23 protein-coding genes, 1 tRNA gene and 1 pseudogene are annotated in these 22,023 nt (G+C 73.4%); 13 read left to right on the top strand and 12 right to left on the bottom strand.

Annotated elements, in window-relative coordinates:
* Nucleotides 1-167: 167 nt before the first annotated feature.
* Together I8N68_RS25200 and I8N68_RS25195 are read left to right on the top strand one after the other, a co-directional pair.
* Nucleotides 168-602, top strand: coding sequence for an HPF/RaiA family ribosome-associated protein (locus I8N68_RS25200; RefSeq protein ID WP_200214926.1), 435 nt, complete (start codon nt 168-170; stop codon nt 600-602).
* Between the two features lie 82 nt (nt 603-684).
* Nucleotides 685-1,713 carry an alpha/beta hydrolase gene (locus I8N68_RS25195; RefSeq protein WP_200214924.1) on the top strand — a complete coding sequence of 343 codons (1,029 nt, stop codon included), beginning with the start codon at nt 685-687 and terminating at the stop codon, nt 1,711-1,713.
* Nucleotides 1,714-1,716: 3 nt separating this feature from the next.
* Here the strand turns inward: I8N68_RS25195 and I8N68_RS25190 are convergent, their stop codons facing one another.
* On the bottom strand, nt 1,717-2,481 hold the full coding sequence (locus I8N68_RS25190) for a hypothetical protein (RefSeq protein WP_307812967.1): 765 nt from the start codon (nt 2,479-2,481) through the stop codon (nt 1,717-1,719).
* Nucleotides 2,482-2,621: 140 nt separating this feature from the next.
* Between I8N68_RS25190 and I8N68_RS25185 the strand changes: the two genes are divergently transcribed.
* The 3 genes and pseudogenes from I8N68_RS25185 to I8N68_RS25170 all read left to right on the top strand — a co-directional run bounded on the left by I8N68_RS25185 (nt 2,622) and on the right by I8N68_RS25170 (nt 4,037).
* Nucleotides 2,622-2,694 (top strand) — tRNA-Arg (locus I8N68_RS25185).
* A 230-nt stretch (nt 2,695-2,924) separates the two neighbouring features.
* Nucleotides 2,925-3,436 (top strand): annotated as a pseudogene (locus tag I8N68_RS34325) (Imm21 family immunity protein).
* A gap of 172 nt (nt 3,437-3,608) precedes the next feature.
* Complete coding sequence (locus I8N68_RS25170) at nt 3,609-4,037, top strand: nuclear transport factor 2 family protein (protein ID WP_307812966.1); 429 nt, start codon at nt 3,609-3,611, stop codon at nt 4,035-4,037.
* Nucleotides 4,038-4,533: 496 nt separating this feature from the next.
* Here the strand turns inward: I8N68_RS25170 and I8N68_RS25165 are convergent, their stop codons facing one another.
* From I8N68_RS25165 to I8N68_RS25155, 3 genes are all read right to left on the bottom strand, one after another.
* Complete coding sequence (locus tag I8N68_RS25165; protein ID WP_200214922.1) at nt 4,534-5,313, bottom strand: hypothetical protein; 780 nt, start codon at nt 5,311-5,313, stop codon at nt 4,534-4,536.
* Nucleotides 5,310-5,837: a SigE family RNA polymerase sigma factor gene (locus tag I8N68_RS25160; RefSeq protein WP_200214920.1), complete on the bottom strand. Its 528-nt coding sequence runs from the start codon at nt 5,835-5,837 to the stop codon at nt 5,310-5,312. The genes I8N68_RS25165 and I8N68_RS25160 overlap by 4 nt, the downstream gene beginning before the upstream one ends.
* Before the next feature lie 601 nt (nt 5,838-6,438).
* Nucleotides 6,439-6,732: a hypothetical protein gene (locus I8N68_RS25155; protein WP_200214918.1), complete on the bottom strand. Its 294-nt coding sequence runs from the start codon at nt 6,730-6,732 to the stop codon at nt 6,439-6,441.
* 137 nt (nt 6,733-6,869) lie between these two features.
* On the opposite strand from I8N68_RS25155, the gene I8N68_RS25150 reads away from it, so the two are divergent.
* Nucleotides 6,870-7,400 carry a hypothetical protein gene (locus I8N68_RS25150; protein ID WP_200214916.1) on the top strand — a complete coding sequence of 177 codons (531 nt, stop codon included), beginning with the start codon at nt 6,870-6,872 and terminating at the stop codon, nt 7,398-7,400.
* A 383-nt stretch (nt 7,401-7,783) separates the two neighbouring features.
* Here the strand turns inward: I8N68_RS25150 and I8N68_RS25145 are convergent, their stop codons facing one another.
* Together I8N68_RS25145 and I8N68_RS25140 are read right to left on the bottom strand one after the other, a co-directional pair.
* Nucleotides 7,784-8,296 (bottom strand): hypothetical protein, encoded by a 513-nt coding sequence (locus I8N68_RS25145; protein ID WP_200214915.1) that lies wholly within the window; start codon nt 8,294-8,296, stop codon nt 7,784-7,786.
* A 384-nt stretch (nt 8,297-8,680) separates the two neighbouring features.
* Nucleotides 8,681-9,640, bottom strand: coding sequence for an RNA polymerase subunit sigma-70 (locus I8N68_RS25140; protein WP_307812965.1), 960 nt, complete (start codon nt 9,638-9,640; stop codon nt 8,681-8,683).
* A gap of 126 nt (nt 9,641-9,766) precedes the next feature.
* On the opposite strand from I8N68_RS25140, the gene I8N68_RS25135 reads away from it, so the two are divergent.
* The 5 genes from I8N68_RS25135 to I8N68_RS25115 all read left to right on the top strand — a co-directional run bounded on the left by I8N68_RS25135 (nt 9,767) and on the right by I8N68_RS25115 (nt 14,419).
* Nucleotides 9,767-10,168, top strand: a complete 402-nt coding sequence (locus I8N68_RS25135; protein WP_200214910.1) for an SgcJ/EcaC family oxidoreductase — start codon at nt 9,767-9,769, stop codon at nt 10,166-10,168.
* 236 nt (nt 10,169-10,404) lie between these two features.
* Nucleotides 10,405-11,583 (top strand): sensor histidine kinase, encoded by a 1,179-nt coding sequence (locus I8N68_RS25130; RefSeq protein ID WP_200214908.1) that lies wholly within the window; start codon nt 10,405-10,407, stop codon nt 11,581-11,583.
* 127 nt (nt 11,584-11,710) lie between these two features.
* On the top strand, nt 11,711-12,883 hold the full coding sequence (locus tag I8N68_RS25125) for a hypothetical protein (RefSeq protein ID WP_200214933.1): 1,173 nt from the start codon (nt 11,711-11,713) through the stop codon (nt 12,881-12,883).
* Nucleotides 12,853-13,569, top strand: coding sequence for a response regulator (locus I8N68_RS25120; protein WP_200214906.1), 717 nt, complete (start codon nt 12,853-12,855; stop codon nt 13,567-13,569). Before I8N68_RS25125 ends, I8N68_RS25120 begins: the two co-directional genes overlap by 31 nt.
* Before the next feature lie 73 nt (nt 13,570-13,642).
* The gene (locus I8N68_RS25115; protein ID WP_234040543.1) at nt 13,643-14,419 is read left to right on the top strand and encodes a hypothetical protein; all 777 of its coding nucleotides are present in this window, start codon (nt 13,643-13,645) and stop codon (nt 14,417-14,419) included.
* Nucleotides 14,420-14,508: 89 nt separating this feature from the next.
* Here the strand turns inward: I8N68_RS25115 and I8N68_RS25110 are convergent, their stop codons facing one another.
* From I8N68_RS25110 to I8N68_RS25100, 3 genes are all read right to left on the bottom strand, one after another.
* On the bottom strand, nt 14,509-15,453 hold the full coding sequence (locus I8N68_RS25110) for a GlxA family transcriptional regulator (RefSeq protein ID WP_200214904.1): 945 nt from the start codon (nt 15,451-15,453) through the stop codon (nt 14,509-14,511).
* Nucleotides 15,454-15,456: 3 nt separating this feature from the next.
* Complete coding sequence (locus tag I8N68_RS25105) at nt 15,457-16,059, bottom strand: isochorismatase family protein (protein ID WP_200214902.1); 603 nt, start codon at nt 16,057-16,059, stop codon at nt 15,457-15,459.
* Nucleotides 16,060-16,167: 108 nt separating this feature from the next.
* Nucleotides 16,168-16,917: a lysophospholipid acyltransferase family protein gene (locus tag I8N68_RS25100; RefSeq protein ID WP_200214900.1), complete on the bottom strand. Its 750-nt coding sequence runs from the start codon at nt 16,915-16,917 to the stop codon at nt 16,168-16,170.
* 135 nt (nt 16,918-17,052) lie between these two features.
* Between I8N68_RS25100 and I8N68_RS25095 the strand changes: the two genes are divergently transcribed.
* Nucleotides 17,053-17,700, top strand: coding sequence for an alpha/beta hydrolase (locus I8N68_RS25095; protein WP_200214898.1), 648 nt, complete (start codon nt 17,053-17,055; stop codon nt 17,698-17,700).
* Nucleotides 17,701-17,788: 88 nt separating this feature from the next.
* Here I8N68_RS25095 and I8N68_RS25090 read toward each other — a convergent pair whose 3' ends face one another.
* Nucleotides 17,789-19,852, bottom strand: coding sequence for an amylo-alpha-1,6-glucosidase (locus tag I8N68_RS25090; RefSeq protein ID WP_200214896.1), 2,064 nt, complete (start codon nt 19,850-19,852; stop codon nt 17,789-17,791).
* Nucleotides 19,852-20,223 carry an SCP2 sterol-binding domain-containing protein gene (locus I8N68_RS25085; RefSeq protein WP_200214894.1) on the bottom strand — a complete coding sequence of 124 codons (372 nt, stop codon included), beginning with the start codon at nt 20,221-20,223 and terminating at the stop codon, nt 19,852-19,854. The genes I8N68_RS25090 and I8N68_RS25085 overlap by 1 nt, the downstream gene beginning before the upstream one ends.
* 153 nt (nt 20,224-20,376) lie before the next feature.
* Between I8N68_RS25085 and I8N68_RS25080 the strand changes: the two genes are divergently transcribed.
* On the top strand, nt 20,377-21,489 hold the full coding sequence (locus I8N68_RS25080; RefSeq protein ID WP_307812963.1) for a DNA glycosylase AlkZ-like family protein: 1,113 nt from the start codon (nt 20,377-20,379) through the stop codon (nt 21,487-21,489).
* An 83-nt stretch (nt 21,490-21,572) separates the two neighbouring features.
* Here I8N68_RS25080 and I8N68_RS25075 read toward each other — a convergent pair whose 3' ends face one another.
* On the bottom strand, nt 21,573-21,989 hold the full coding sequence (locus I8N68_RS25075) for a CBS domain-containing protein (protein WP_200214891.1): 417 nt from the start codon (nt 21,987-21,989) through the stop codon (nt 21,573-21,575).
* Nucleotides 21,990-22,023: the final 34 nt, after the last annotated feature.

Genomic DNA, 22,023 nt, shown 5'->3' with positions numbered 1-22,023 from the left:
CAACGACCTGATCAAGGTCGGGTCTGCTAGGCCGCCGGCGGCCGAAGGCGGTTCCGGAACGACGCCGGCTGGGTATGGGTTTGATCAACCGAGAGAAAGGCCAGCGAGATGAACCTCTGCCCACTCCGTACGACCGGTTCCGCCCGCGCCGAGGGTGGGGTCCGGCGATGAGCGCCGTGGCGAATCCCGCGACCGTGGCCGAGTGCCTGCGCGTGGGCGCCGGGTTCGCCCAGGGCGACCGGAACTGGATCGCCGAGCAGTTCGCGACCCTGGACGCCCGGCTGGCCGGGTTCCACGCCGACGCCACCGAGCTTGAGGTGTCGGTCAAGGACCGCGAGGCCCGGGGGCAGAAGGTCACCCTGGAGTGCTGGGTCGCCGGCCGGCAGAGGATCGTCACCACCTCCACCGAGGAGGACCTGCACGCCGCGCTCAACGATGTCCGCGACGACCTGCGCCGGCGGCTCAACGACGCCAAGACCCGGCAGGAACCGCGCAGCAACAAGCACCTGCGCGACAACGGCCAGCCCGAGGGCGTGCCCGCCCAGGCCGGCGAACGGGACGCCGCCGCCGAACCGGCCCGGGCCGACGCCGAGACGGTCTGAGGGTTCCCCGCCCCGTCCACCCGGTGCGAACGGACGGGGCGGGGGCTACCGCCGGGTAGCGTCGCGGCGTACCGTCGCGGTCGTGGAACCGGACGTGCTGGGAGCGCCGTACGAGCGGCAGACGATCGACCTGGGCACCGACGACGAGGGACCGGTCGTCGCGACCCTGGTCCGCCGGCGGGCCGAGCGCCCGACCGGGCGCGCGGTGCTCTACGTGCACGGCTTCGTCGACTACTTCTTCCAGACCCACGTCGCCGACTTCTTCGCCGAGCGCGGCTGGGACTTCTACGCCCTCGACCTGCGCAAGTACGGCCGGAGCCTGCTGCCGCACCAGACCCCGAACTTCTGCCAGGACCTGAGCGACTACTTCCCGGAGCTGGACGCCGCGGCCAAGATCATCCGCGAGGACGACGGCCACGACACCCTGCTCGCGATGGGCCACTCCACCGGCGGCCTGATCCTCTCGCTCTGGGCGCACGGCCGCCGCGAGGCCGGCCTGGTCGACGGCCTCTTCCTGAACAGCCCGTTCTTCGACATCAACGCACCCTGGCTGGTCCGTCGACCCCTCGCGGCCGCCGTCTCCCGGCTGGGCCGCCGGGCGCCGCAGCGCATCCTCCCGTTCGGGCTCGGCACCGTGTACGGCGAGAGCCTGCACGCCGACCACCGCGGCGAGTGGCGCTACGACCTGGCCTGGAAGCCGCTCGCCGGGTTCCCCGTCCGGGCCGGCTGGATCAACGCGATCCGCGCCGGCCAGCGGCAGCTCCGGGCCGGGCTCGACATCCCGGTGCCGGTCCTGCTGGCCTGCTCGACCCGCAGCTACCGGGGCACGAAGTGGCACGAATCGGCCACCCTGGCCGACGCCGTCCTCGACGTGGAGCACATGGTCCGCTGGGCGCCCCGGCTCGGCCGGCACGTCACGCTGGCCCGCTTCGACGGCGGGCTGCACGACCTGACGCTGTCCAGCCCCGGCGTACGGGAGAAGGTCTTCACCGAGGCCGGGCGGTGGGCGGAGGCCTTCCTGGCCACGGGTCCGACCGAGCCGGCGCCGGACGGCCCGCCGGCGGCCCGGCGGCCGGTCGACGACCGGGCCGACGCGACCGCCGAGGGCTGACCCTCAGGCGCCCGGCGACACCGCGGCGAGCGCCGCCCGGATCCGGTCGAAGGTCGCGACCCGGTGGCCGCCGCCCTCGCCGGGCAGCACCAGGCCCAGGCAGTGCACCGCCAGGTCGCCGCCGGGGGTCTCCTCGACGCCGAAGACCGGGGCGCCGACGTAGCCGGCGGGCAACTCCGTGGTGATGCGGATGTCGTCACCGTCGCGGACCACCCGCTCGATCGCCGCCTCCAGCGGGCGTGACCCGTCCTCGGCGACGCCGAGCGCGAGCACGAACGCCGACGCGGGGGCATTGCCGATCCGGGCGACGGCGTCCGAAGGCGCTGCCACCGCTTCGGTCACCGGCTGCGTCCGCCACCGCCAGCCTCGGCTCTCGGCGTACTCGTGCAGGCCCCTGGCGAGCATGGCGGCGAGCCCGACCTCCGGCAGGTGGACCCACTGCGCGCCGAAGTCCGCCAGCAGGATCCCTTCTGACGCGGCCCCCGCCGGCTCGGTCACGCTCGGCCGCACACCGATCTCGCCGTACGGTGCCCGGCTGATCGCGTCCGCGGTCAGCAGGTACTCGCGCAGCAACTGCCTGCCGTCGCTGGCCGTGACCAGTTCCGTGAAGAAGAACGCCGTCCCGAAGCCCCGGCCGGGGTCACCCGGCCGGTCGAGCTGGCCGACGGGCAGGATGGCGCGGCCGAGGAGCTTGCAGATCTCGGAGGCGATGTCGTTCTCGGTTTCTGGGTCGAGCAGCACGACGCCGAGGGTACGGATCGTCGCCACCTCCCGTCTGCCGACCCGGGCAACTCGCGTGCCGCCGAGGGGCGTGCCGTGCGACGCTGATCAGCGACGCGGCCGGGGCCACCCGTTCCCCCGCGCACCCGGGACGCGGCGGTACCCTCTTGGCGCGACACCCACGACGCGCGCCCGTAGCTCAGCGGATAGAGCAGGGGACTTCTAATCCCAAGGCCGCAGGTTCGAATCCTGCCGGGCGCACCCATGTCACCGCAGGTCAGCGGCTTCCGCTCCCGGTCGAGACGATCACCACGGCCCCCGTACAGCCATTCGTACAGCAGTCACCCGAAGAGGTGCTTCGCGGCCTCGTCCACGGCGGCCCGCTCGATATCCGGCAGGACGTGGGCGTACGTGTTCATCGTCAACCCGATCTGGCTGTGACCGAGCACCTTCATCACCGGTCGCGGCGACGCTCCTGACCAGAAAGCCGGCTGCCGTGGGTCGAGTCGGGAGGCGGACCACTCATCGTCGTACCGTCATCAGCCCTCACCCAGTGGAGGGGCGCACCGTTCGACTTTGACCCGGGTGACCTAGACACGTGGGGGGATTACGGCCGTGCCTGCCAGATCGACGGCTACGCAGGCACCCTGGATGCCGGTGACGAAGAGGCGCTCGGCCTTGGCGACAACCAGCATCCACCACGTACCTTCCGGATCAGCGGCTCTTCGTCCGGTGGATCTACGCCGACTCCGAGGACGACGTTATCTGCCTCATCCCCAAAGCCATCGAGACAGCCGACTGGGAGGACGCAGGTACTTGGACGGCCAGCGGACAGGCCCTGTTGTTCGACTCCACGCTCGCCGGCGACGAGCTGAAGCACGAACACCACCTCACCATCGACGTAGCTCCCGGCACCTACTTGATCCGCACCGCCTATGTTGATCCCGAGGATGGAACAGCACTGGCGCTGGTCCAACTGGCCGAGCAGATGCTGCCAGCCTGAGCGTCGCGCGCTCGATCCACGCGGACACAGCGGCCGTATGTGATCCGCCAACTGATCCGCTACACATCTCCGGTCAGGTGATGTGCGATAGAGGGTCTAGGGCCTAGCGGCGGGTCGGCAGAGCGTGAGCCCACGGATCAGGCGATGAGCGGATGCCTTACTGTGCCGGGTCGTGCGGCTTGATCGGTTTTCGCGGGGTGGGCTTCCACCGGAACGGACGGTCGGGCAGGATCTGTTCGTGATCTCCGATGTTCATCGACTCCAGCGTGCCTTCGACGAGGCCGAGCTACGCGCCGACACTGACGTGCTGAACGCATTGCTGGCCGACGACTTTCGGTCCATCGGCGAGCAGGGCTATGTACTTGATAAAGCACAGTGGGTCGGCAAGTTCACCGAGTTCGCCTACACCAGCCTGGAGAGCGGCGAAGTAGAGGTTTTCTTCTACGGTCACGCGGCCATCGTCCGGTGCGTCCAGCGCAGCCACTCGACCTGGCGCGGGCAGGAGATGGCGTTGACCGTCCGCGTCAGCCAGACCTGGATCGAGTTGCCCGAGGGCTGGCGGCTGGCCGGCATCCAGTTCAGCTCCCTTGGCGGCGCGTGACGGGGACATTCGACATGCCGCGATCCGCGCGGACGTCGCGGATCAGTTGGCGGACGACTGTCGCGCATCAGCCGACGGAGGACAGACACAGTGGCAGCGGCACGGACCGCGTGCATTGCCGAATTCCGCTCTATCAGATCAAGGCGGCCCGCAAGGCGGGCCGCGCCGGCCCGGCCCCGGCCTGCTGGCGACCTCCGGCCGGCATCGGCCGGGCCGGCCGGCCACGCTGACGGATCACAACACCTGGAAGACCTCGGGGCTCCGCCCCGAACCCCGACCCTCCTCAGAGATCAGCCGGGTGGATCCCCTCGCCGGACACCACAAGGGCTACCAGCCTCACCGGACGGGGCCAAGGTCGTTCGGCTGGTGAGGCGCTCCACCTTGTCCCCGTCCGGTGAGGCTGGAAGGTCTACGACTGCCCGACGAGGAGATCAGATCCTTCGCTCTTGACGTTGTTGATGGACAGCGATGCACGCATCGCCGGACGGCCCGCCGTTCAGTCCAGCGTGATCGCGGGATTCAGGGCCACCGCGGTTAGCTGCGCGAGGGTGAGGGGTGAGTTCTCCCCGTCGGCCGACATGGTCACGATCAGGAAGGTCCCGTCCGGCCGCTCGACCGCGACGCCGTAATGGGTCGAGAACCTGTCGCTGGTCGGTGCGGCGGGCTTTCCGTGGAGCATCCGGTTCTTGTCCGACGACGTGATCGGGGCCTGGTTCGACCACGTCTGGATCTTCTCGCCCGCCGGTCCCGTGCTGTTGACGCAGCCGTTTTCCTGGTTCTTCTCCGGAATGCAGAAGGCGACCCGACGGTCCCAGTCCTGCTGCAGCTGCAGCTTGAAGTATCCGGTCCGATCGCCAGCCCGGATCGGACCCTGACCGAAGTAGAGTTTCGCCGAGTCAACAGGGTGCCACGTCACCAGGTCGCCGTCCGACGGCCAACCTTCGGTGATCCACTCGACGTCGGGCGCCTCGCGCGCCAGCGCCGCGAAGACGGCCAGGTCGGTCGCGCTGAAGGTCGTCCCCGGTTCCGGGCGTGGGGTCCGCGCCGACTGTGCAGACGGGGTCGGGGAAGGCGACGATGCCGGTAGGTCCGGCCCGGACCCGCCAGCGATGGCGAGCGGGACGGTGACCCCGAGTACCGCAGCCCCCACCATCGCCGCCAGCCCGGTTCGGCCTAGCCGGTGCCGGCGGCGCTGCCGGCGGATGACCTGCTCTACGTCGATGGAGGTGGGCGGGATCTCGCCGACCGCCTCCCGGAAGACCGTCTGATAGCTCATGCTTCCTCCCCGTTCCCCGCGCGAATCCCCGCCCGATCCAACGTCGCCAGCAGGCGTAGGCTCTCCAACCCCCGTGCGGCCTGGCTCTTCACCGTGCCGGTGCTGATGCCCAGGACCCGCGCCGTCTCCTCGACCGATAGGTCGCACCAGAACCGCAGGACGATCACCGCCCGCCGGCGGGGCGGCAGCTGGGACAGCAGGTCGAGGAGGTGTTCCCGGTCGGCCAGCAGCTCCTCGGAGTGCTCCGCGTCCGCTCGGTCAGGCACGTCGTCGGTGCTCCGTTCGCGCCGCCACGGCCGGCGCCGCTCGTCCAGCCAGGCGTTGGTAAGCATCCCCCGGATGTAGGCATCGGGGCTTTCGATCGCGCTGACCCGGCGCCAGTGCCGGTAGAGCTTTCCGATCGTGATTGACACGAGGTCGTCGGCGGTGTGCCAGTTATGGCAGAGCAGGTACGCCGTCACTCGCAGCGGTTCCAGGCGGGCCGTCACGAACTGCCGGTACTCGTCCTCGTCGGCGCGGTTCACCGCGCCACGCCTCTTGTCGGTCTCATATCTGGTGAACGGTACGGCTGGCCGGCGAGGTTGCCCCGGCTGGGAAAGGATCGCCACGGACGCCCGGTGGCAAGGTCACGAGCCGAGTACCTGAACCACAGGCGTCCGCGCTCTTGGCCAAGCGGCGATCGGGTCAATCGCAGTAGAGGCATCGGGTTGGGGTCTAGCTTGGGAGCCACGGGTGGGAGCCACCGGGACGAACGAACGCGGACGAAGCCGAACCGATTGAGTTGGCGAGCATGCGACGACCAGGGCGACGCGGACCGTTCCGGACGGGGCCGACACCGTCTTGGGAATCTACGGATCAGACGGTCAGTGCCCCTGTCGTACAGCCATCCGTACAGCCAAGACCTTCCACAGACGCCGACGCCGCCCGACAACGACGGGCGGGCTGATCAGGCGCGGAGTCACCTGACCAGCCATCCGCGATCTTATTCTAATCCCAAGGCCGCAGGTTCGAATCCTGCCGGGCGCACCACCACTGCCAGCGGAAGCGCTGGTCAGCGCCGATCTTCGACATTGCCGGGTACAACCCGGGCACAACCGCGTCAGCCGTGGTCAGCCCTGTGCAGCGCTAATCCGGGGTGATGCCGTGGGCGCGGAGGATCTGGCGCACGCGCTCGCGGGTGTAGCCGGTTACCCGCACGATGTCGATCTGCCGCATGCCATCACGGGCGGCTTCCACAATGGCGTCGGCGAGCTTGTCCCGGGCCTCGGTGACCTTCTCCCGATCCTGGGCTGCGCGCTGGGCGGAAGCAGCAGCGGTCGCCTGCGCCATGTGAAACGCGCGCACAGCATCCGCTAGTCGGTTGGCCACATCGCAGATGATCTCACTAGCCAAATTGGGCTTACGATCCGCAACAATCATTTGGCCTAATTACTGTGCGGGATCCCTTGCTTACATAGGCCAACTGCGGTTTGCTGGTTTGGCCCGCAATCAGGCGGCCCCCGGCCAGCGCAGCCACGCGGACCAGGGGCCTTGATCGCCTAACAAGGAGGCGACCCGTGAGCACCCTACCCACCCCGCCCGCCTGCGGAGAACCAGCGACGGTCCGTATCGAGTTGTACACCGCCGACTCCCTGGATGCCTGCGCGTACACCTGCCCCGCGCACACGATCCACGTCACCGCCGTGGTCGCCAAGACCGGGATGGACGCCCATCCGGTCGGCATGGCACCCGACGTGGACCGGCCCTGCGGCTACGTGCACGTCTTCCCGACCGGCACCCTTGCCACCGAGCCCGCCGACCCGAGCCACCCGCGCTGGTGCGACCGGAACGACTGCCAGCGCCGGGGCCAGCACCGCTCCCGCGCCCGACACCTGGACACCAACCGGCCGGAGGCGTTCATCGTTGACGTGGCCCTGGTGCAAGCGCTGCACCCGGCGGCCGAGCCGATGATGAACCTGACCAGCGTGGAGGCCGCAGCCGCCGCCAGCCTGGTCCTGTCGATCGGGCAGGCACGGGTGTTGCGGTACCGGCTGGCCCACCTGCTCGACATGGCCAAGGCCAGCCGCAATGGCGGGCGCTGGGCGTAGCCGCTACGCCTGCGCTACGCAGCATTCGGGGCCGCCTACCTAGCCAGCGCGGCGGCCCCGCGTCGACACCCCATCCGCCGCTGATCCATACCGGACACTCGGCCGAGGCGAGCCCGTCCGGCACGGTGTGGGCCGAGGGCCGAGGGCCGAGCGACGCCGACGAAGGCGGCACCGGTCGAACGTAAAGCCGGCCCGTGCCCGCCGATCGGCGCGGCGGTTGGGGTGAGGCGGCGGCCGCGGGACCCGGCCGCCGCCTCGCCGCGCCGGTCAGGGCGCGGGGTGCGACGCCGTACGGATCACCCGGGGGGAGGGTCATCCGGACGGCGTCGCGGTGTGGACACCGGGCAGGCGGAGGGGGGTGGTCGCCCGCCCGGTGCCGCGGGTCAGTTGGTCGGCAGGGCGGTCGGCTTGCGGCCGCCGGGCGTCTCGGTGCGCTCGGCCCCGGCGGTGGGCCGGGTGTCGGGCCGGGCCGTCGGGTGGCTCGGGGTGGCCGTGGGATCGGCCGCCTTGCTCGGCTTGGCCTTGGCGGACGCCAGCAGGTTGTCGCAGTACGCCACCACCTTGTCCTTGCCGCCGGCGGTGGTGATCAGCACGCTGAACGCCGGGTTCTCCAGCGCCTTGCCCGGGTTGTCACCGGCACCGGCCTGGTAGGCCCGGCAGAGGCCGACGAGGTTCGGCGAGGGCGTGCCCTTCGCGTCGGCCGACTTCTTGCCCTTGTCAGCCGCGTCCGACGGCTTACCGGTGGCGTGGGCGGACGACTTCGCCGTGGAGTCGGTGAGCGGGGTGGGCAGCGTGCCGGTCGCGGCGGCGAGCGCGACCCCACCGGTGGCGGTGAGGGCCAGGGCCGTGGCACCGACCTTCAGGGTGAGGAGTTTGGCGAGGGCGGTCTCGAGCATCGAGCAGCTCCGTCTGGTAGGTGGGAACGCGGACGTGCCACCCGGCGTGCCTCCGGTGCGGCGGTGTCCTCGGCGGGGGTGCCGGGGAGGTGGGACGGGCGCACGTGGTGACCCGGAGCCGGGCGGGGTGACCGGCCGTTGTCGCGCCCCGGCGGCGACGCCGCTGAGTGATCGATCGGCGACACGATCGGTCCGCTGGGGGCAGGATCTGTGCGTTCATCTCGTGCCCTCAGCGCCGACCAGTCGGCGGATGTCACACCGCTACCGCCCGGCACCGCGTGCCGACGGGCAGCGACGAGCCGGAACGGCCGGGCTGCCCCCGGTCCGTGGCGGGCGTGCCGCCCCTGGTGGTGGCCCCGCCTCCCCCACCGAAGGCCCTCCCGATCAGGGCGCGGCGGCCGGCAGTGGGGCCAGGCCGAACGCGGCAAACACCGCGCGATCCTGGAAGACCACGTTGCGGCTGATTCCCGCCGACGTGACCGTCAGCACCTGGAGGGTGTGCGGCACATACAGGTCCCCGGCGCGGACGTACGCGGCGAGGGCGGGCTGGCCGTTGGCCGCGGTGGGCAGCAGCCGCCAGTCGGTGCCGCGGAGCGCGAAGATCCGAGCGATGAACCGGCCGTAGCGCTCCCGGCCGACGTACCAGTTGAGCACCGGCGGCATCTCCAGCACCGCGTCGGCGGTGAGCAGCCGGGTCAGCGCCCCGACGTCGGCCCGCTCGAACGCCGCGACGTACCGGTCGACCAGGGCCCGCCGGTCCGGATCCGCCGGCTCGGCGACCTGCTCCTCCCGTACCCCTACCGCGCCGAGCCGGGCGCGGGCCCGTTGCAGTCCGCTGTTCACCGCGGCCGGTGTGGTGCCCAGGGTCTCGGCGACCGCGGCGGCCGGCTGTTCGAGCACGTCGCGCAGGATCAGGATGGCCCGCTGCCGGGGCGGCAGGAGCTGGAGGGCGGCGACCAGCGCCAGCCGCAGACTGCCCCGGGCGGCGACCACGGTGGCCGGGTCGAGCAGCGCGTCCGGGACGGGCTGCAACCAGGGCACCTCGCCCACCACCATGGGGGCGTCCGGGTCGGGGTTCGGCGCGACGAGGTCCGCGGGCAGCGGCCGCCGGGCCCGGCCACGGAGCGCGGTCAGGCAGGCGTTGGTGGCGATCCGGTGCAGCCAGGTCCGCAACGAGGCCCGTTCCTCGTCGTACCGGTCGAAGGCGCGCCAGGCCCGCAGCAGCGTCTCCTGCACCAGATCCTCGGCCTCGTGCACCGAGCCGAGCATCCGGTAGCAGTGCGCCAGCAGCTCCCGCCGGTACGGGCCGGTCCGCCGGTCGAAGTCCTCGCTGGTCGTCGTCACCGCTGCTCCTTCCACCCCTGTCCATACCTACCGGCTCGGCCGGCGGAACTCATCGCCGCGGACGCGATGAGTTCCGCCGCACCGCCGAGTAGGTACCGGCGAGATCCGTACCACGGAAGGACGACCATGACCGACACCATCCACACCCGCGACGACCGGGCAGTCCGCGAGGTGCTGCACGCCCTCGTCGCCGCGTGGGCGGCCAACGACGCCGACGCTTTCGCCGACCGCTACTCCGACGACGCGACGGTGGTGCTGCCCGGCGGCGTGTTCCACCAGGGCCGGGAGGAGGTGCGCCGGTACCTGTCGGCCGCCTTCGCCGGCCCGCTCAAGGGCTCCACCTCGGTGGACGAGCCGGAGAACGTCCGGCTCCTCGGGGACGACGCGGCGGTGGTGGTCAGCCGCAGCGGCTTCCTGCTCCCCGGCGAGGAGACGGTTCCCGCCGACCGGCGCCGCCGCGCCACCTGGGTGCTGTCCCGGCACGGCGACGGGTGGCGGGTCGCGGCGTACCACAACTGCCCGGCCTGACCGCGCCTCCGGCCGCCCGCCCCGGCGGGCGGCCGGAAACGGATGACCGCCACGCCGCCGTCGTCCACCATCGACGGATGCCACCTCGTCGCCCGGCCGAGCCGGACACAGCCGGTCGCGAGCGGCGACGCGCCGCGCACCGTGGGTGACTGGTTGCGGTCGGGCATGCTATTCTCCGGCGTCGATCTACGCCGTGCGGACCCGACCGGGTCGCTGCCGGAAGGACACCTCCCCCGATGCCGGTCGCTGCCGCCACGACCTCGCCGCCGTCCGCCTGGGACCGGCCGGCCGGGGGCGCGTTCACCCTCATCTTCACCACGTTGCCGGCGCTGCTCCGGCTGACCTGCGGTCTGGTCGGCGCCGTGGTGGCGCTGGCGGTCCGCACGCCGCCGGTGCGGGTGGCGCTGCTGGTGCCGGCGGTCGCGGTGCTCACCGCCTGGTCGCTCTGGTACGCCGCGCGGGCCCTGCGGCGCGGGGTGACCGGGCCACTGGTGGCCGGCGACGTCGCCCTCACCACGGTGGCCTGCCTGCTCGTCCCGTGGCTGGTGGCGCCGGAGGTCCTGCCGGGCGAGGGGAGCTGGATCGCCGTGTTGGCCAGCACCACCGTGATCAACGCCCAGGCCACCGCCCCGGCGCGCTGGTCCGTCCCGGCGGGGCTGCTCGTCACCGCCGGCTACGTCGCCGGCGCACTGACCGCCGGCAACCCGGTCGAGGCCCGCGCGCACGCCGCGACGCTGCTGGTGCAGACCGGCTGCGCGGCGATGATGACGGCGGTGATGCGGCGGCGGATCGGTCGCGCCGACCGGGCGTTCGCCGACTACCAGCGGCTGGCCCGGGCGGCCGTGGTGGCCCGTACCGCCCGGGAGGCGGAGCGCCGGCAGAACCGGGACCTGCACGACACCGTCCTGGCCACGCTGACCATGGTGGGGCTCGGCGCGGTGGCCGGCCCGTCGGCCGCGGTACGCAAGCGGTGCGCGGCCGACCTGCGTACCCTCACCGCCCTGGCCGACTTCCGGTCCGCGCCGGCGGCCGGGCCCACCGCACTGGACGACCGGCTGCGGGCGGTCCTCGCGCGGCTGCCGGATCTGCCGGTGACCGCGACGCTCGCCCCGTGCGTGGTCCCGGCGGAGGTGGCCGGGGCGCTCGCCGATAGCGCGGCGGCCGCACTGGCCAACGTGGTCCGGCACGCCCCCGGAGCGACCGCCACGCTGCGGTTGGCACGCGCCGCCGGCAGCGTCGTGGTCGAGGTCGAGGACGACGGTCCCGGCTTCGACCCGACCGGCGTCCCGGCCCACCGGTACGGCCTGCGCGAATCCGTGCACGGCCGGATGGCCACGGTGGGGGGTCGGGCCGAGGTGACTTCCGCCCCTGGTGCCGGGACCCGGATCCGGCTGGAGTGGTCCGGTGCCCACTGAGCTCGAGGCGGTGCCTCCCGGTGGCGGCCCGCTCCGTACCCGGCGACACCGGGCACCCGCGACCTCAGCCCGAACCCGGGGCGACCGGGACCCGTCCGCCACCGCCGGCGCGACCCGCGACGCCGCCCTGCCCGACCCGGGCGGACCGGCGGGATGGTCGGACGTTCCGGGTGACGCCGCGGGAGCCGGCGGCGCGGCGACCGCCGTGGCCCGGGCCTCCGACCGCGGCGCCCGGATCGCCGCGGTGGCCATCGCGCTGGCCTGGCACACCGCCATCGGGCTGCCGGCGGTGCTGAGCGCCTGGTCCGGGCTCGCCGCGCCGGTGGTGGTCGCCGCCGGTTGGGCGGTGACCGCGGCGGTCGGGGTGACGGCCGCCGTACGGCTGCTGCGCGGTGCCACTCCCCCCGCCCGTGCCCTGACGGCGGTGCTGCTGGTGGTCGACGCGGCGGTCTTCGCCGCCGCCGGCGAGCGGTACCTGTTCACGGCGGCGAACTGGGTGTGGGGCGGGCTCGCCTGGTTCTTCCTGCTGGTGCTCTGGCGGCGGCCGGTCGGCTGGCTGCTCGCGCTGCTCGGCGCGCACGCGGTGATCGCGCTGGGCGCGGTGCTCGGGTCCGGGACGACCACCCCCGCCGACCTCACCCGCTACGCGATGTACGTCTACGGCACCTCGTCGCTGCCGGTGGCGGTCTTCGCCGGGGCGGCCGCGATCGCCGCCCTCGCGCGGGACCGGGCCGGCACCGCCGCGGCCGCCGGAGCGGTGGCGGCGGAACGGGTGGCCGGGGAGCGGGCCCGCGAGGACCGCCGCGCCCGGCTGGCCCTGGTCAGCGGCACCGCCGAGGAGGTGCTGACCGCCCTCGCCACCGGTGACGCCGACCCGGCCGACCCCGAGGTACGGCGGCGCTGCGTGCTGGCGGCGGCCCGGCTGCGCCGGCTCATCGCCGAGTCGGACGACGTGCCCGACCCGCTGCTGCACGAGCTGCGGGCCGCCGCCGACCTGGCGGAACGCAACGGCCTGCCGATCGACCTGATCGCCATCGGCGTGCCGCCGGAGCTGCCGGTGCAGGTCCGCCGCCGGCTGGCCGACCCGCTCACCGCCGCGCTCGCCGGCGCCCGGGGCTGGGCCCGGCTGACCGTGGTCGCCGGCCCGGACGAGGTGGCGGTCAGCCTGGTCACGCCCGACCACGAGGGCCCGGACGCGACCGGTCCGCCGGCCGCCGCCGACGGCGCGGGTCCGGTGGAGCAGCGGCACGAGCGGGACGGGGAGATCAGATGGACGCAGACCCGGTGGCGGAGGACGTGACCGGCGCACCGCCGGTCGGCGTGGCGATCGTGGACGACCACCCGGTCGTCATCGACGGGGTGCGGGCCTGGCTGGCCGCCGAGCCACGGCTGCGCGTCCTGGCCACCGGGGACGATCCGGACGTGGTGCTCGGGGCCGCCCCGGAGGCCGAGGTGATCCTGCTCGACCTGCGGCTGCACGGGCGGATGGTGATCGACAAGCTGGCCGAGCTGAGTTCGGCCGGCCGGCGGGTGGTGGTCTACTCCGAGCACACCGATCCGGACACCATGCTCGCCGCGCTGGACGCGGGGGCGGTGGCCTTCCTGGCCAAGCACGAGGGACGGGAGCACTGCGTGGCCACCGTGCTCGCCGCGGCCAGCGACCGGCCGTACGTGCCGCCCGCGCTGGCCGGGGCGATGGTCGGTGACCCGCGACCGGACCGGCCGACCCTGTCCGACAAGGAGCGCGAGGCGCTGCTGCTCTGGTTCCAGTCGATGTCGAAGGCGTCGGTGGCGCGCCGCATGCAGATCAGCGAGCACACCGTGAAGCAGTACGTCGACCGGGCGCGGATCAAGTACACCCGAGCGGGTCGACCGGCGGCCACCAAGGCGGCGCTGCTTGCCCGGGCGATCGAGGACGGGCTCGTCCGGCCGGAAGAGATCGGCATCTACCGGTCACACGCGGCGACCGACCGGCCGACCCCCTAACGGGTGTCATGACACCGCCCCGGACGTCGGCAAGGCTCGACGTACCGCCAACCGTGCCGGGGAGGTCGTGACAGTGCAGGAGGATGCCGCACCCTTCTTCGTCGGGCCGCACCGCTTCGACGGCGACGACGACGCCGCCCGCCCCGAGCTCGACCGGCGGCACGCGCTGGTCCCCGCGCGGGGCGAGCAGGTGCTCGGCGTGCACCGGCTCCGGGTCGCCGGTCACCTGCTCGGCCCGACCGGCGGCGCCCGCAGCTGGACGCTGCCCGCGGCCGCCACGGTGACCGTCACCGACCGTCGGGTCGGGTACGTCTGCGGCGGGGCGGAGCTGACCCTGGTCTCCGGGCGGGACGAGTCGGCCGGCGCCCGGCACCGGCGCCCGGTCCGACCGTCCCGCCTGGTCAGCGGGCAGATCCGCTGGCAGTGGCCGTCCCGGCTGGAGCTGCGGAACGACGACCCGGACGGCGACGGGGAGCTGCTGGTCGTGTGCGACGCGCTGCGGACGATCCGGCAGCCGGCGCTGGCCCTCGGTGGTCCGGTCCCGCTGGTCGCCGCGCTGGCCCGGCAGGTACGCCGGTCGGTGGCCGCGTTCCGGCTGGTGCACCCGGAGCTGGTGGACCTGTCCCCGCCGGAGCGGGCCGAGCTGGCCACCCGGGTCGGCGCGGCGCCCTTCCCGGCGGCGGGTCGGGTGACCCTGCCCGGCTCGCTGCCGGTCGAGTTCCTCTCCCGTGAGGACTACTACCGCCCGCCCGCGGAGCACACCCCCCTCCCGGAGTCCACCCCGCTCCGTCCCCGCCAGTCGCTCCCCACCTCGCCCGCCCTCCCGCACCGCCCCGGCTCCGCCTGCTGACCCCACCCGTCCCACCGCTGGTGATCTTGAAGTGCGACCGGCCCCGGGACGGGCCGGATCGGCGGCCGGGGGCGGCGGCCGGGGGTGGGTCAGCTGGCGAGGGTGAGGGGGGCCTGGCCGGGGCGGGGGCGGGTGCGCAGGCGGCGGAGCATCCGGGCGTCGGTGAAGCCGACCGCGCGGGCGGCCGCCTCGACCGTGGCGCCGTGCCCGATCAGGTGCTCGGCCCGCTCCACCCGCAGCGACTGCTGGTAGCCGAGCGGGGTCAGCCCGGTGGCCTGCCGGAACAGCCGGCTCAGGGTGCGCTCGGACACCCCGCAGGCGGCGGCCAGCTCGGCCAGCGGCAGCGGCTCCGAGTAGCGGGCGTCGATCAGGTCCTGCGCCCGGTGCACCGCGTCCAGCAGGTGCGAGCGGTACCGCATCATCGCGCTGGCCTGCTGTTCGTGGCCGTTGCGCCGGGCATAGACCACCAGCGTGCGGGCGATCCGGGCGGCCGCCGCCGGCCCGTGCCGGGTGGCCACCAGGTGCAGCGCCACGTCGATGCCGCTGGCGATGCCGGCCGAGGTGACCACCCGGTCGTCGACCACGTACAGCACGTCGCGGACCACCCGGGCCGCCCGGTGCCGCCGGGCCAGCTCGTCCTGCACCTCGTGGTGGGTCGTGCAGCGCCGCCCGTCGAGCAGGCCGGCCCGACCGAGCGCGAACGCGCCCGCGCCCGCGCAGATGCTCGCCACCGTGCCGCCGCGCGCGTGATGGTCGGCCAGCCGCCGCAGGTCGTCGGCTCCGACCGGCCCCGCCGGGCCGTGCGCGGCGGGCCGCCAGCCCGGTACGACGACCAGGTCGTCCCGGTCGAGGTCGGGCCACGCCGGGTCGGCCCGCAGCGACACCCCCTGCACGGTCGGCACCTCGGCGGTCTCGGCGACGTAGTGCAGCCGGTAGTCGTACCCGAGGTCGGCGGCGCTGGAGAAGACCTGGGCCGGCCCGGCCAGGTCCAGCAGGTGCAGCTGCGGGACCAGCAGGAAGACGACCCGGGCCACGGCTCAGACCCCGGCGGGGACGGCGCCGGTCAGCTCGGCGACGGTACGGATGGTGGCGAACCGGCCGGCCAGGGCGTACTCGGTGCGGGTGACGATGTCGGCGGTGGACAGGGTGCGCGGGTCGGCGAGGATCCGCTCCGGCGACGCGTCGGCCGGCAGGTCGCGGTGCGGGATGGGGAAGGTGACCGCCGCGTCGGTCACGAAGGTCATCTCGTACCCCAGGTCGGCGCCCAGCCGGGTGGTGGTCTCCACGCACTGCTCCGTACGGATCCCGCAGACCGTCACCTCGCGGACGCCGGCCAGGGTGAGCAACTGCTGGAGGTTGGTGGTGGTGAACGCGTTGTGCGCGGTCTTGACCAGCATCGGCTCCCCCTCGACCGGGGCCAGCCCGTCGATCAGCCGGACGTGGCCGCTGGCCGGGTCGAAGACCGCGCCGGTGCCGGGCTCCGCGTGCAGGACCCAGACCACCAGGTCGCCGCGGCGGCGGGCCGCGTCGACCAGCCGGCCGACCTGGCCGACGATGTCGGGCTGCGAGGCGTACGCCCACAGCGGTCGTTGCCGGAACGACTCCTGGACGTCGATGACGACGAGTGCGGCTCTGTTCATGGCTTCGATCCTGGCCGGGCGGGCGGCGGGGCGGCAGACACCATCATGCCCGGATGCGGAACGATCCGGTCACCGCCCGACCGATCGGACCGGCGCCGCCCCCGCGGGTCAGGAGGCGGACGCGCGGCGACCCCGCCGGTCCAGTTCGGCCGCCTCCGCCAGGGTCGGCGCGCTGCCGCCGAGGTGCACCGGCTGCCACCAGCTGTCGTCGGCGCCGGCCGGGGCGTCCGGGTACTCCCGCTGAGCCCGGTCCACCAGCGCGCTCAGCCGGCTCTTCAGCTCGACCGTCAGCGCGCTGGCGTCCGGGTACCCGGCCGGGTCGATCGGCTCGCCGATCAGGATGGTGATCGGCGTGTGCCGGCGGGTCAGGGTGCGCGGCCGGCCCTTGGTCCAGAGCCGCTGGGTGCCCCAGAGCGCGACCGGGAGCAGCGGCACGCCGGCCTCCTGCGCCATCCGGGCGGCCCCGTTCTTGAGCTCCTTGACCAGGAACGACCGGCTGATCGTGGCCTCCGGGAAGACGCCGACCACCTCGCCGCGGCGCAGCGCCTCCACCGCCGTGTTGTACGACCCGGCACCGGCCGCCCGGTTCACCGGGATGTGCTTCATGCCGCGCATCAACGGGCCGGAGACCTTGTGCGCGAAGACCTCGTGCTTGGCCATGAACCGGACCAGGCGGCGCGACTCGTGCGCGCCGTACCCGCAGAAGATGAAGTCCAGGTAGCTGACGTGGTTGCTGGCCAGGACCGCGCCACCGGTAGGCGGCACGTGGTCGCTGCCCTCCACGGTCAGGCGCAGGTCGAGGACCCGGAACATCGTCTTGGCGGCGGCGATCACGGGCGGGTACACGAGTTCCGACATCCGGCAACTTTACCCCGCGTAGGTTACGCAACCGTAGGGGCGCGAGCCGGCCGTCGAACGACCGGACCGGGCCGGCCCTTCTGCCGCTGGCAGAGCCGGTGGCCATGCGGCGGCCCGAGCCGGCACGATGGCGCGATGACCGAACGCGGGGTGCTGCTCTGGATCCATGGCGGCGGATGGCGGGGACGCAGCGACGAGGACGGGGCGGCCCTCGCGGCGTACGGGCTGCGGGTGCACCCGGCGACCTACCGGTTCGTGGACGAGGCACGCTGGCCGGCGCAGCTCGACGACGTACGGGCGGCGGCGCGGTCGGCCCGGGCGGCGGCCGGCGGGCTGCCGCTGCTGGTCGGCGGCGACTCGGCGGGCGCGACCCTGGCCCTGCACCTCGCCCTGCGCGGGGTCGACCGGCCGGGCGACGTGGCGGGGGCGCTGGCGTACTGGGCGCCGGTCGACCCGCTCGCCGCGGACTGGCGACGGTTGCGGAGGCACGATGACCCGTGGGCCGGGCTGCTCGGCCATCCGCCCGCCCCCGGCGACCCGGCGACCGTCGATTCGACCGTCGCCACGCACCTGGGCTCCGGCGTGCCGGTGCTGCTGGTGCACGGGCGCGACGACGTCGCCGTGCCGGTCGGCCAGTCGATCGACCTGACCGGGCGGCTGCTCGCCGCCGGGCATCCGGTGCACACCTGGATCACCCACGGCGGGCACGCCCTCGACCTGGGCCGCCCGGACCTGCGGGCGGTCACCGCGGCATTCCTGGACACCGTCCTGCCCACCCGGTGACGCCGCCACCGTCCGGGCCTGCCCGACCTCGCCGTCCGAACGGCGGGTGCGCCGCTCGACCAGGGGCCGGCGGCACACCGCCGGGCGGCTATGTCTGGGCCAGGTTGTGCAGGTCCAGCCGCCCCCGGGCGAACGCGTCCACCCGACCCCACCGACCCGGGATGTCCAGCACCTCGATCCGGCCCATGCCGATCGGCAGTCGCGGGTCGACGGCGAGGTGCCCCTCGTGCGGTTCCAGGCCGAGCATCGTGCGGATCAGCAGCAGCGGGGTGCCCGTCGACCACGCCTGCGGGCTGCACGCCGTCGGGTACTCCACCGGGAACTTGGTCAGCTCCCGCGGGTAGCCGCCGAACGCCTCGGGCAGCCGCCCGTCGAAGTACGTCGCGGCGTCCAGGATGCCGTTGGCGATGGTGGCCGCCTCCTCGGCGAAGCCGTACCGGCGCAGCCCCCAGGCGATGAACGAGTTGTCGAACGGCCAGATCGTGCCGTTGTGGTACCCGATCGGGTTGTAGCGGACCTCGCCCTCGGCCAGGGTCCGCACCCCCCAGCCGGAGAACAGTCGCGGCCCCACCAGGTGCTCGGCGATCTTCGCCGCCCGTTCGTCGTCGACGATGCCGCTCCAGAGCAGGTGGCCGATGTTGGAGCTGAGCACGTCCATCTGGCGGCCGGTCGGGTCCAGGCCGAGCGCGTAGTACTCGCCGTCGGCCACCCACCAGTCCCGGTTGAACCGCCGTCTCAGCTCGACCGCCTCCCGTTCCAGCTTGTCGGCGTAGGCCGGGTCACCCCAGAACTCCCGGGCCAGCCGGGCGGCCCGCATCTTCGCGTCGTACGCGTACCCCTGCACCTCGCAGGTGGCCCGCGGGAACGGCGGCAGCGTCCCGTCCCGGTACGAGATCGAGTCCCAGGAGTCCTTCCAGCACTGGTTCTCCAGGCCGGTGTCGCTGTTGCGCCGCTCGTACCAGATGTAGCCGTTGCCGGCCAGGTCCGCGTAGTCGTCGACCCACTTCAGCGCGGACCGGCACTCCCGTTCCAGCTCCTTGACCAGCGCCACGTCGCCGGTCCACTTCTCGTACTCGTCGAGCAGCACCACGAACAGCGGGGTCGCGTCCACCGAGCCGTAGTACGGCGAGTGGGGTTGCTCCTCGAAGGCGGCCGTCTCGCCGTACCGCATCTCGTGCAGGATCCGGCCGGGGTCCTCGTCGCGGAAGTCGTCGAAACGGGTGCCCTGCAACGCGCCCAGGATCCGCAGCGTGGTCTTCGACAGTTCCGGCGCGAACGGCAGCACCTGCAGGGAGGTCAGGATGCTGTCCCGGCCGAACATGGTCATGAACCAGGGCAGGCCGGCTGCCGGCAGGGCCTGCCCACCGAGCGAGATCGGCGAGAAGCGCAGCGCGGCGAGGTCGATCAGGCTCCGCCGGTACGTGTGGGACACCCGCCCGTGCTCGCTGTTCACCCTGGGCGCCTTGGCGATCCACTCCTCCAGGTCGTGCTGGAGGGCGAGCCGCTCGGTGCCGTGCGCCCGCAGCCCCATCCGCAGGTCCCGGCCGCCCGGCCCGACGGCGTGCGTCTGCACCTCGATCGCGGTGTTCCACTGCTCGTTGGGTTCCAGGTGGACGGTGTACGCGAAACCGTCGCGGTCGTAGCGGGCCCGCCCGGAGGAGGTGACGACCGTCTCCCGCCTGAAGTTCCCGCGCCGGTAGCCCAGCCGCAGCCGCTCCGGCTCGGCCTCGGCGTAGCTCTCGCCCTTCTTGTTCAGAACCTCGTCCTTGACCTCGAAGAGGTCCGCGAAGTCGGAGCCGGCGTCCATCCGGATCTCCAGGTCGACCGGCTTCTCGTCGTGATTGAGGATGGTCAGGGTCTCCCGGAAGCTGCCGCCCACCGCCCGCTCCCGGATGATCGACAGCTTCGCGTCGATGTAGTGCGTCGCCAGCCCCGGCACCAGGAAGAAGCGCGCCTCGTAGTACTGGAGGTCGTCGTAGGAGAGCGCGTTGAGCCGTTCACCGTTGACGGTCAGCACCCACTTCGACAGAAACCGGGTGTCGAGGGAGAACAGCCCGGTGGGTTCGCTCGGCGTGGCCTCGATGTCCCCGGTGTCCTCGGACACCACGAAGGTGTTGCCGTCCAGGATGCGGATGGTGTCGGTCGCGCCCATCAGTGGACCTCCCTCTGGAACGCGTGGCGCGGCCCCCGGGAGTCCGCCGGGCCGGGAAAGAGCCGTTCGACCTGGAGCAGCAGACGCAGGTCGCCCGAGACGGTCATGTCGCCGCGGATCAGCGCCGCGATGGCGTTCTCGCCACCGGTGACCAGGTCGCCGAAGAGCCGCGGATCGGTCCCCACCACCGTGTCAGCCTCCCGGTCCTCCTGGCGCACCCGCAGGTTGCCCCGGTCGACCTCGAGCAGCCAGTGGGTCGTCTGCGCTCCCTCGTGCAGGTCGAAGCGCAGGGTCCCGGAGGTCTTCTGCAGCAGGGGTTCGAACCCCCGCCGGTCCAGGTCCTCGAAGAACCTTGTGGTCGCGTCCAGCATCCGTCCACTCCTCCCGCGATCCCCAGGCGTTCGACGTCCGAGGAGGGGTCCCCGCCCGGCACGGCGTCAATCTCGCCCGGTTCGGGTGAGTCGACGCCCCTCCGGCGTCGGTGGAGCGCGGTAGCCTCCGGCGGGAGGCGACGAGGAGGACGGGTGGCGGACGGACCGGAACTCGACCGGGGGCGGGTGCTGGCGTACCGGGTGACGGCCCAGCAGCTCGACCGACCGGGATTGCGCCCCGCCGAGCTGGACGTGCTGGCCCTGGGCGCGCAGGACACCCCGTACGGTTCGGCCCGACTGGCGCTGGCGGCCCGCGTCCCGGTGGACGCCGGGCCGGACGACGACCGGCTGGAACTGGTGTGGTCGGTCCGGGGCGCGCCGCACCTGCACCGCCGGGCCGAGCTGCCGGCGCTGGCCGCCGCGCTCTGGCCGCTCAGCGACGCCGACGCCGCCCGGCGGATCGGCGGGCAGATCCGCGAGGGCGCGAAGCTGGGCCTGGCCGCGTTCCGGGCCGCCGCCGAGGCCTTCCAGGCCGTGGTCACCGGCGAGCGGGACAAGGGAGCGGTGAGCCGGGCGGTCACCGAGCGGATCCCGGCCGCGCTGAGCTACGACTGTGGCCCGTGCGGCGCCCGGCACGTCTCGGGCTCGCTGTTCCAGCAGGCCGGCCTGGCCGGTGGGGTGCGCCTGGTGGTCTCCGGCCGGGCCGCGCGGCTCGCACCGCTGGCCGAGCGCCCGGCACCGCCCGACGCGGCGACCGGCACCGACGCGTTGGCCCTGGCCTACCTGCGGCTGCTCGGCCCGGCCACGGTGGCCGACGTGGCGGGGTTCCTGGGCACCGGCGCCACCGAGCTGCGCCGGGTCTGGCCGGCCGACCGGCTGGCCGAGGTCCGGGTGGACGGCCGGCGGGTCTGGCTGCCGGCGGAGCGGCTCGACGCGCTGCGGGCGGCCGAACCGGCCCGGCTGGTCCGGCTGCTGCCGCCCGGCGACCCGTACCTGCAGGCCCGGGATCGCGGCCTGCTGGTCCCCGAACAGGCGCACCAACGGCAGCTCTGGCGGATCCTGGGCAACCCGGGTGCCCTGCTGGTGGACGGCGAGGTGGCCGGGGTCTGGCGGGCGAAGCAGGCCGGCCGGGGCCGGCTGGAGCTGAGCGTGACCCCGTTCGGGCCCCTGACCAAGCGGGTCGCCCGGGAGGCGGAGGCGGAGGCGGAGACGGTCCGGGCGACGCGCGGTGCGTCGGACGTCCGGGTGGTCGTCGAGACCGGCTGACCCGGCCGGTGGGCGGCAGGTTCGATCGCAGCCGCGAACGCCGGCCCCCGAACCGGGAGCCGGCGTGACCGCGGCGGACGAAGTCAGTTGTTGGGTTCGTCGGCGCTGATGTCCGCCAGCACCGACTGGGGCTCCCGCTCGACCGCGAGGTCACCCATCGAGATCAGCCCCACCAGCCGCCCGTCGTCGATCACCGGCAACCGGCGTACGGCGTAGGTGCGCATCAGGTCGGCGGCGGCCACCGCGTCGTCGTACTGGCTCACCGTGACCACGTCCTTGGTGGTGATCTGGTTGAGCCTGGTGGAGCTCGGGTCCATGCTCGCGGCGACGCCGCGGACCGTGATGTCCCGGTCCGTGATGATGCCGACCACCTTGTCGCCGTCGGTCACCACCACGTCGCCGATGGCACTGTCGCGCATCTCCTGCGCCGCGGCGGTGAGCGTGTCGCTGCCGTCCATCGTCACCAACCGGGTCGTCATGAACTCTCCGACCGTTGTCATGGTGCTCCCCTCTCGGTTCGGCACCCGCCGACTA

This window comes from Micromonospora coerulea (genome assembly GCF_016598485.1).
Classification (GTDB): domain Bacteria; phylum Actinomycetota; class Actinomycetes; order Mycobacteriales; family Micromonosporaceae; genus Micromonospora; species Micromonospora coerulea.
The sequence above is the reverse complement of the archived record's forward strand: the minus strand, read 5'-3'. Positions and strand labels throughout refer to the sequence as shown.

What these genes read in the sequence shown, in the direction of transcription:
- I8N68_RS25165 (WP_200214922.1), bottom strand. Translation starts at nt 5,313, where the DNA reads ATGAGCTATCAGACGGTCTTCCGGGAGGCGGTCGGCGAGATCCCGCCC.
- I8N68_RS25130 (WP_200214908.1), top strand. Translation starts at nt 10,405, where the DNA reads ATGCCGGTCGCTGCCGCCACGACCTCGCCGCCGTCCGCCTGGGACCGG.
- I8N68_RS25105 (WP_200214902.1), bottom strand. Translation starts at nt 16,059, where the DNA reads ATGAACAGAGCCGCACTCGTCGTCATCGACGTCCAGGAGTCGTTCCGG.
- I8N68_RS25200 (WP_200214926.1), top strand. Translation starts at nt 168, where the DNA reads ATGAGCGCCGTGGCGAATCCCGCGACCGTGGCCGAGTGCCTGCGCGTG.
- I8N68_RS25120 (WP_200214906.1), top strand. Translation starts at nt 12,853, where the DNA reads ATGGACGCAGACCCGGTGGCGGAGGACGTGACCGGCGCACCGCCGGTC.
- I8N68_RS25090 (WP_200214896.1), bottom strand. Translation starts at nt 19,852, where the DNA reads ATGGGCGCGACCGACACCATCCGCATCCTGGACGGCAACACCTTCGTG.
- I8N68_RS25075 (WP_200214891.1), bottom strand. Translation starts at nt 21,989, where the DNA reads ATGACAACGGTCGGAGAGTTCATGACGACCCGGTTGGTGACGATGGAC.
- I8N68_RS25095 (WP_200214898.1), top strand. Translation starts at nt 17,053, where the DNA reads ATGACCGAACGCGGGGTGCTGCTCTGGATCCATGGCGGCGGATGGCGG.
- I8N68_RS25085 (WP_200214894.1), bottom strand. Translation starts at nt 20,223, where the DNA reads ATGCTGGACGCGACCACAAGGTTCTTCGAGGACCTGGACCGGCGGGGG.
- I8N68_RS25155 (WP_200214918.1), bottom strand. Translation starts at nt 6,732, where the DNA reads ATGATTGTTGCGGATCGTAAGCCCAATTTGGCTAGTGAGATCATCTGC.
- I8N68_RS25100 (WP_200214900.1), bottom strand. Translation starts at nt 16,917, where the DNA reads ATGTCGGAACTCGTGTACCCGCCCGTGATCGCCGCCGCCAAGACGATG.
- I8N68_RS25145 (WP_200214915.1), bottom strand. Translation starts at nt 8,296, where the DNA reads ATGCTCGAGACCGCCCTCGCCAAACTCCTCACCCTGAAGGTCGGTGCC.
- I8N68_RS25135 (WP_200214910.1), top strand. Translation starts at nt 9,767, where the DNA reads ATGACCGACACCATCCACACCCGCGACGACCGGGCAGTCCGCGAGGTG.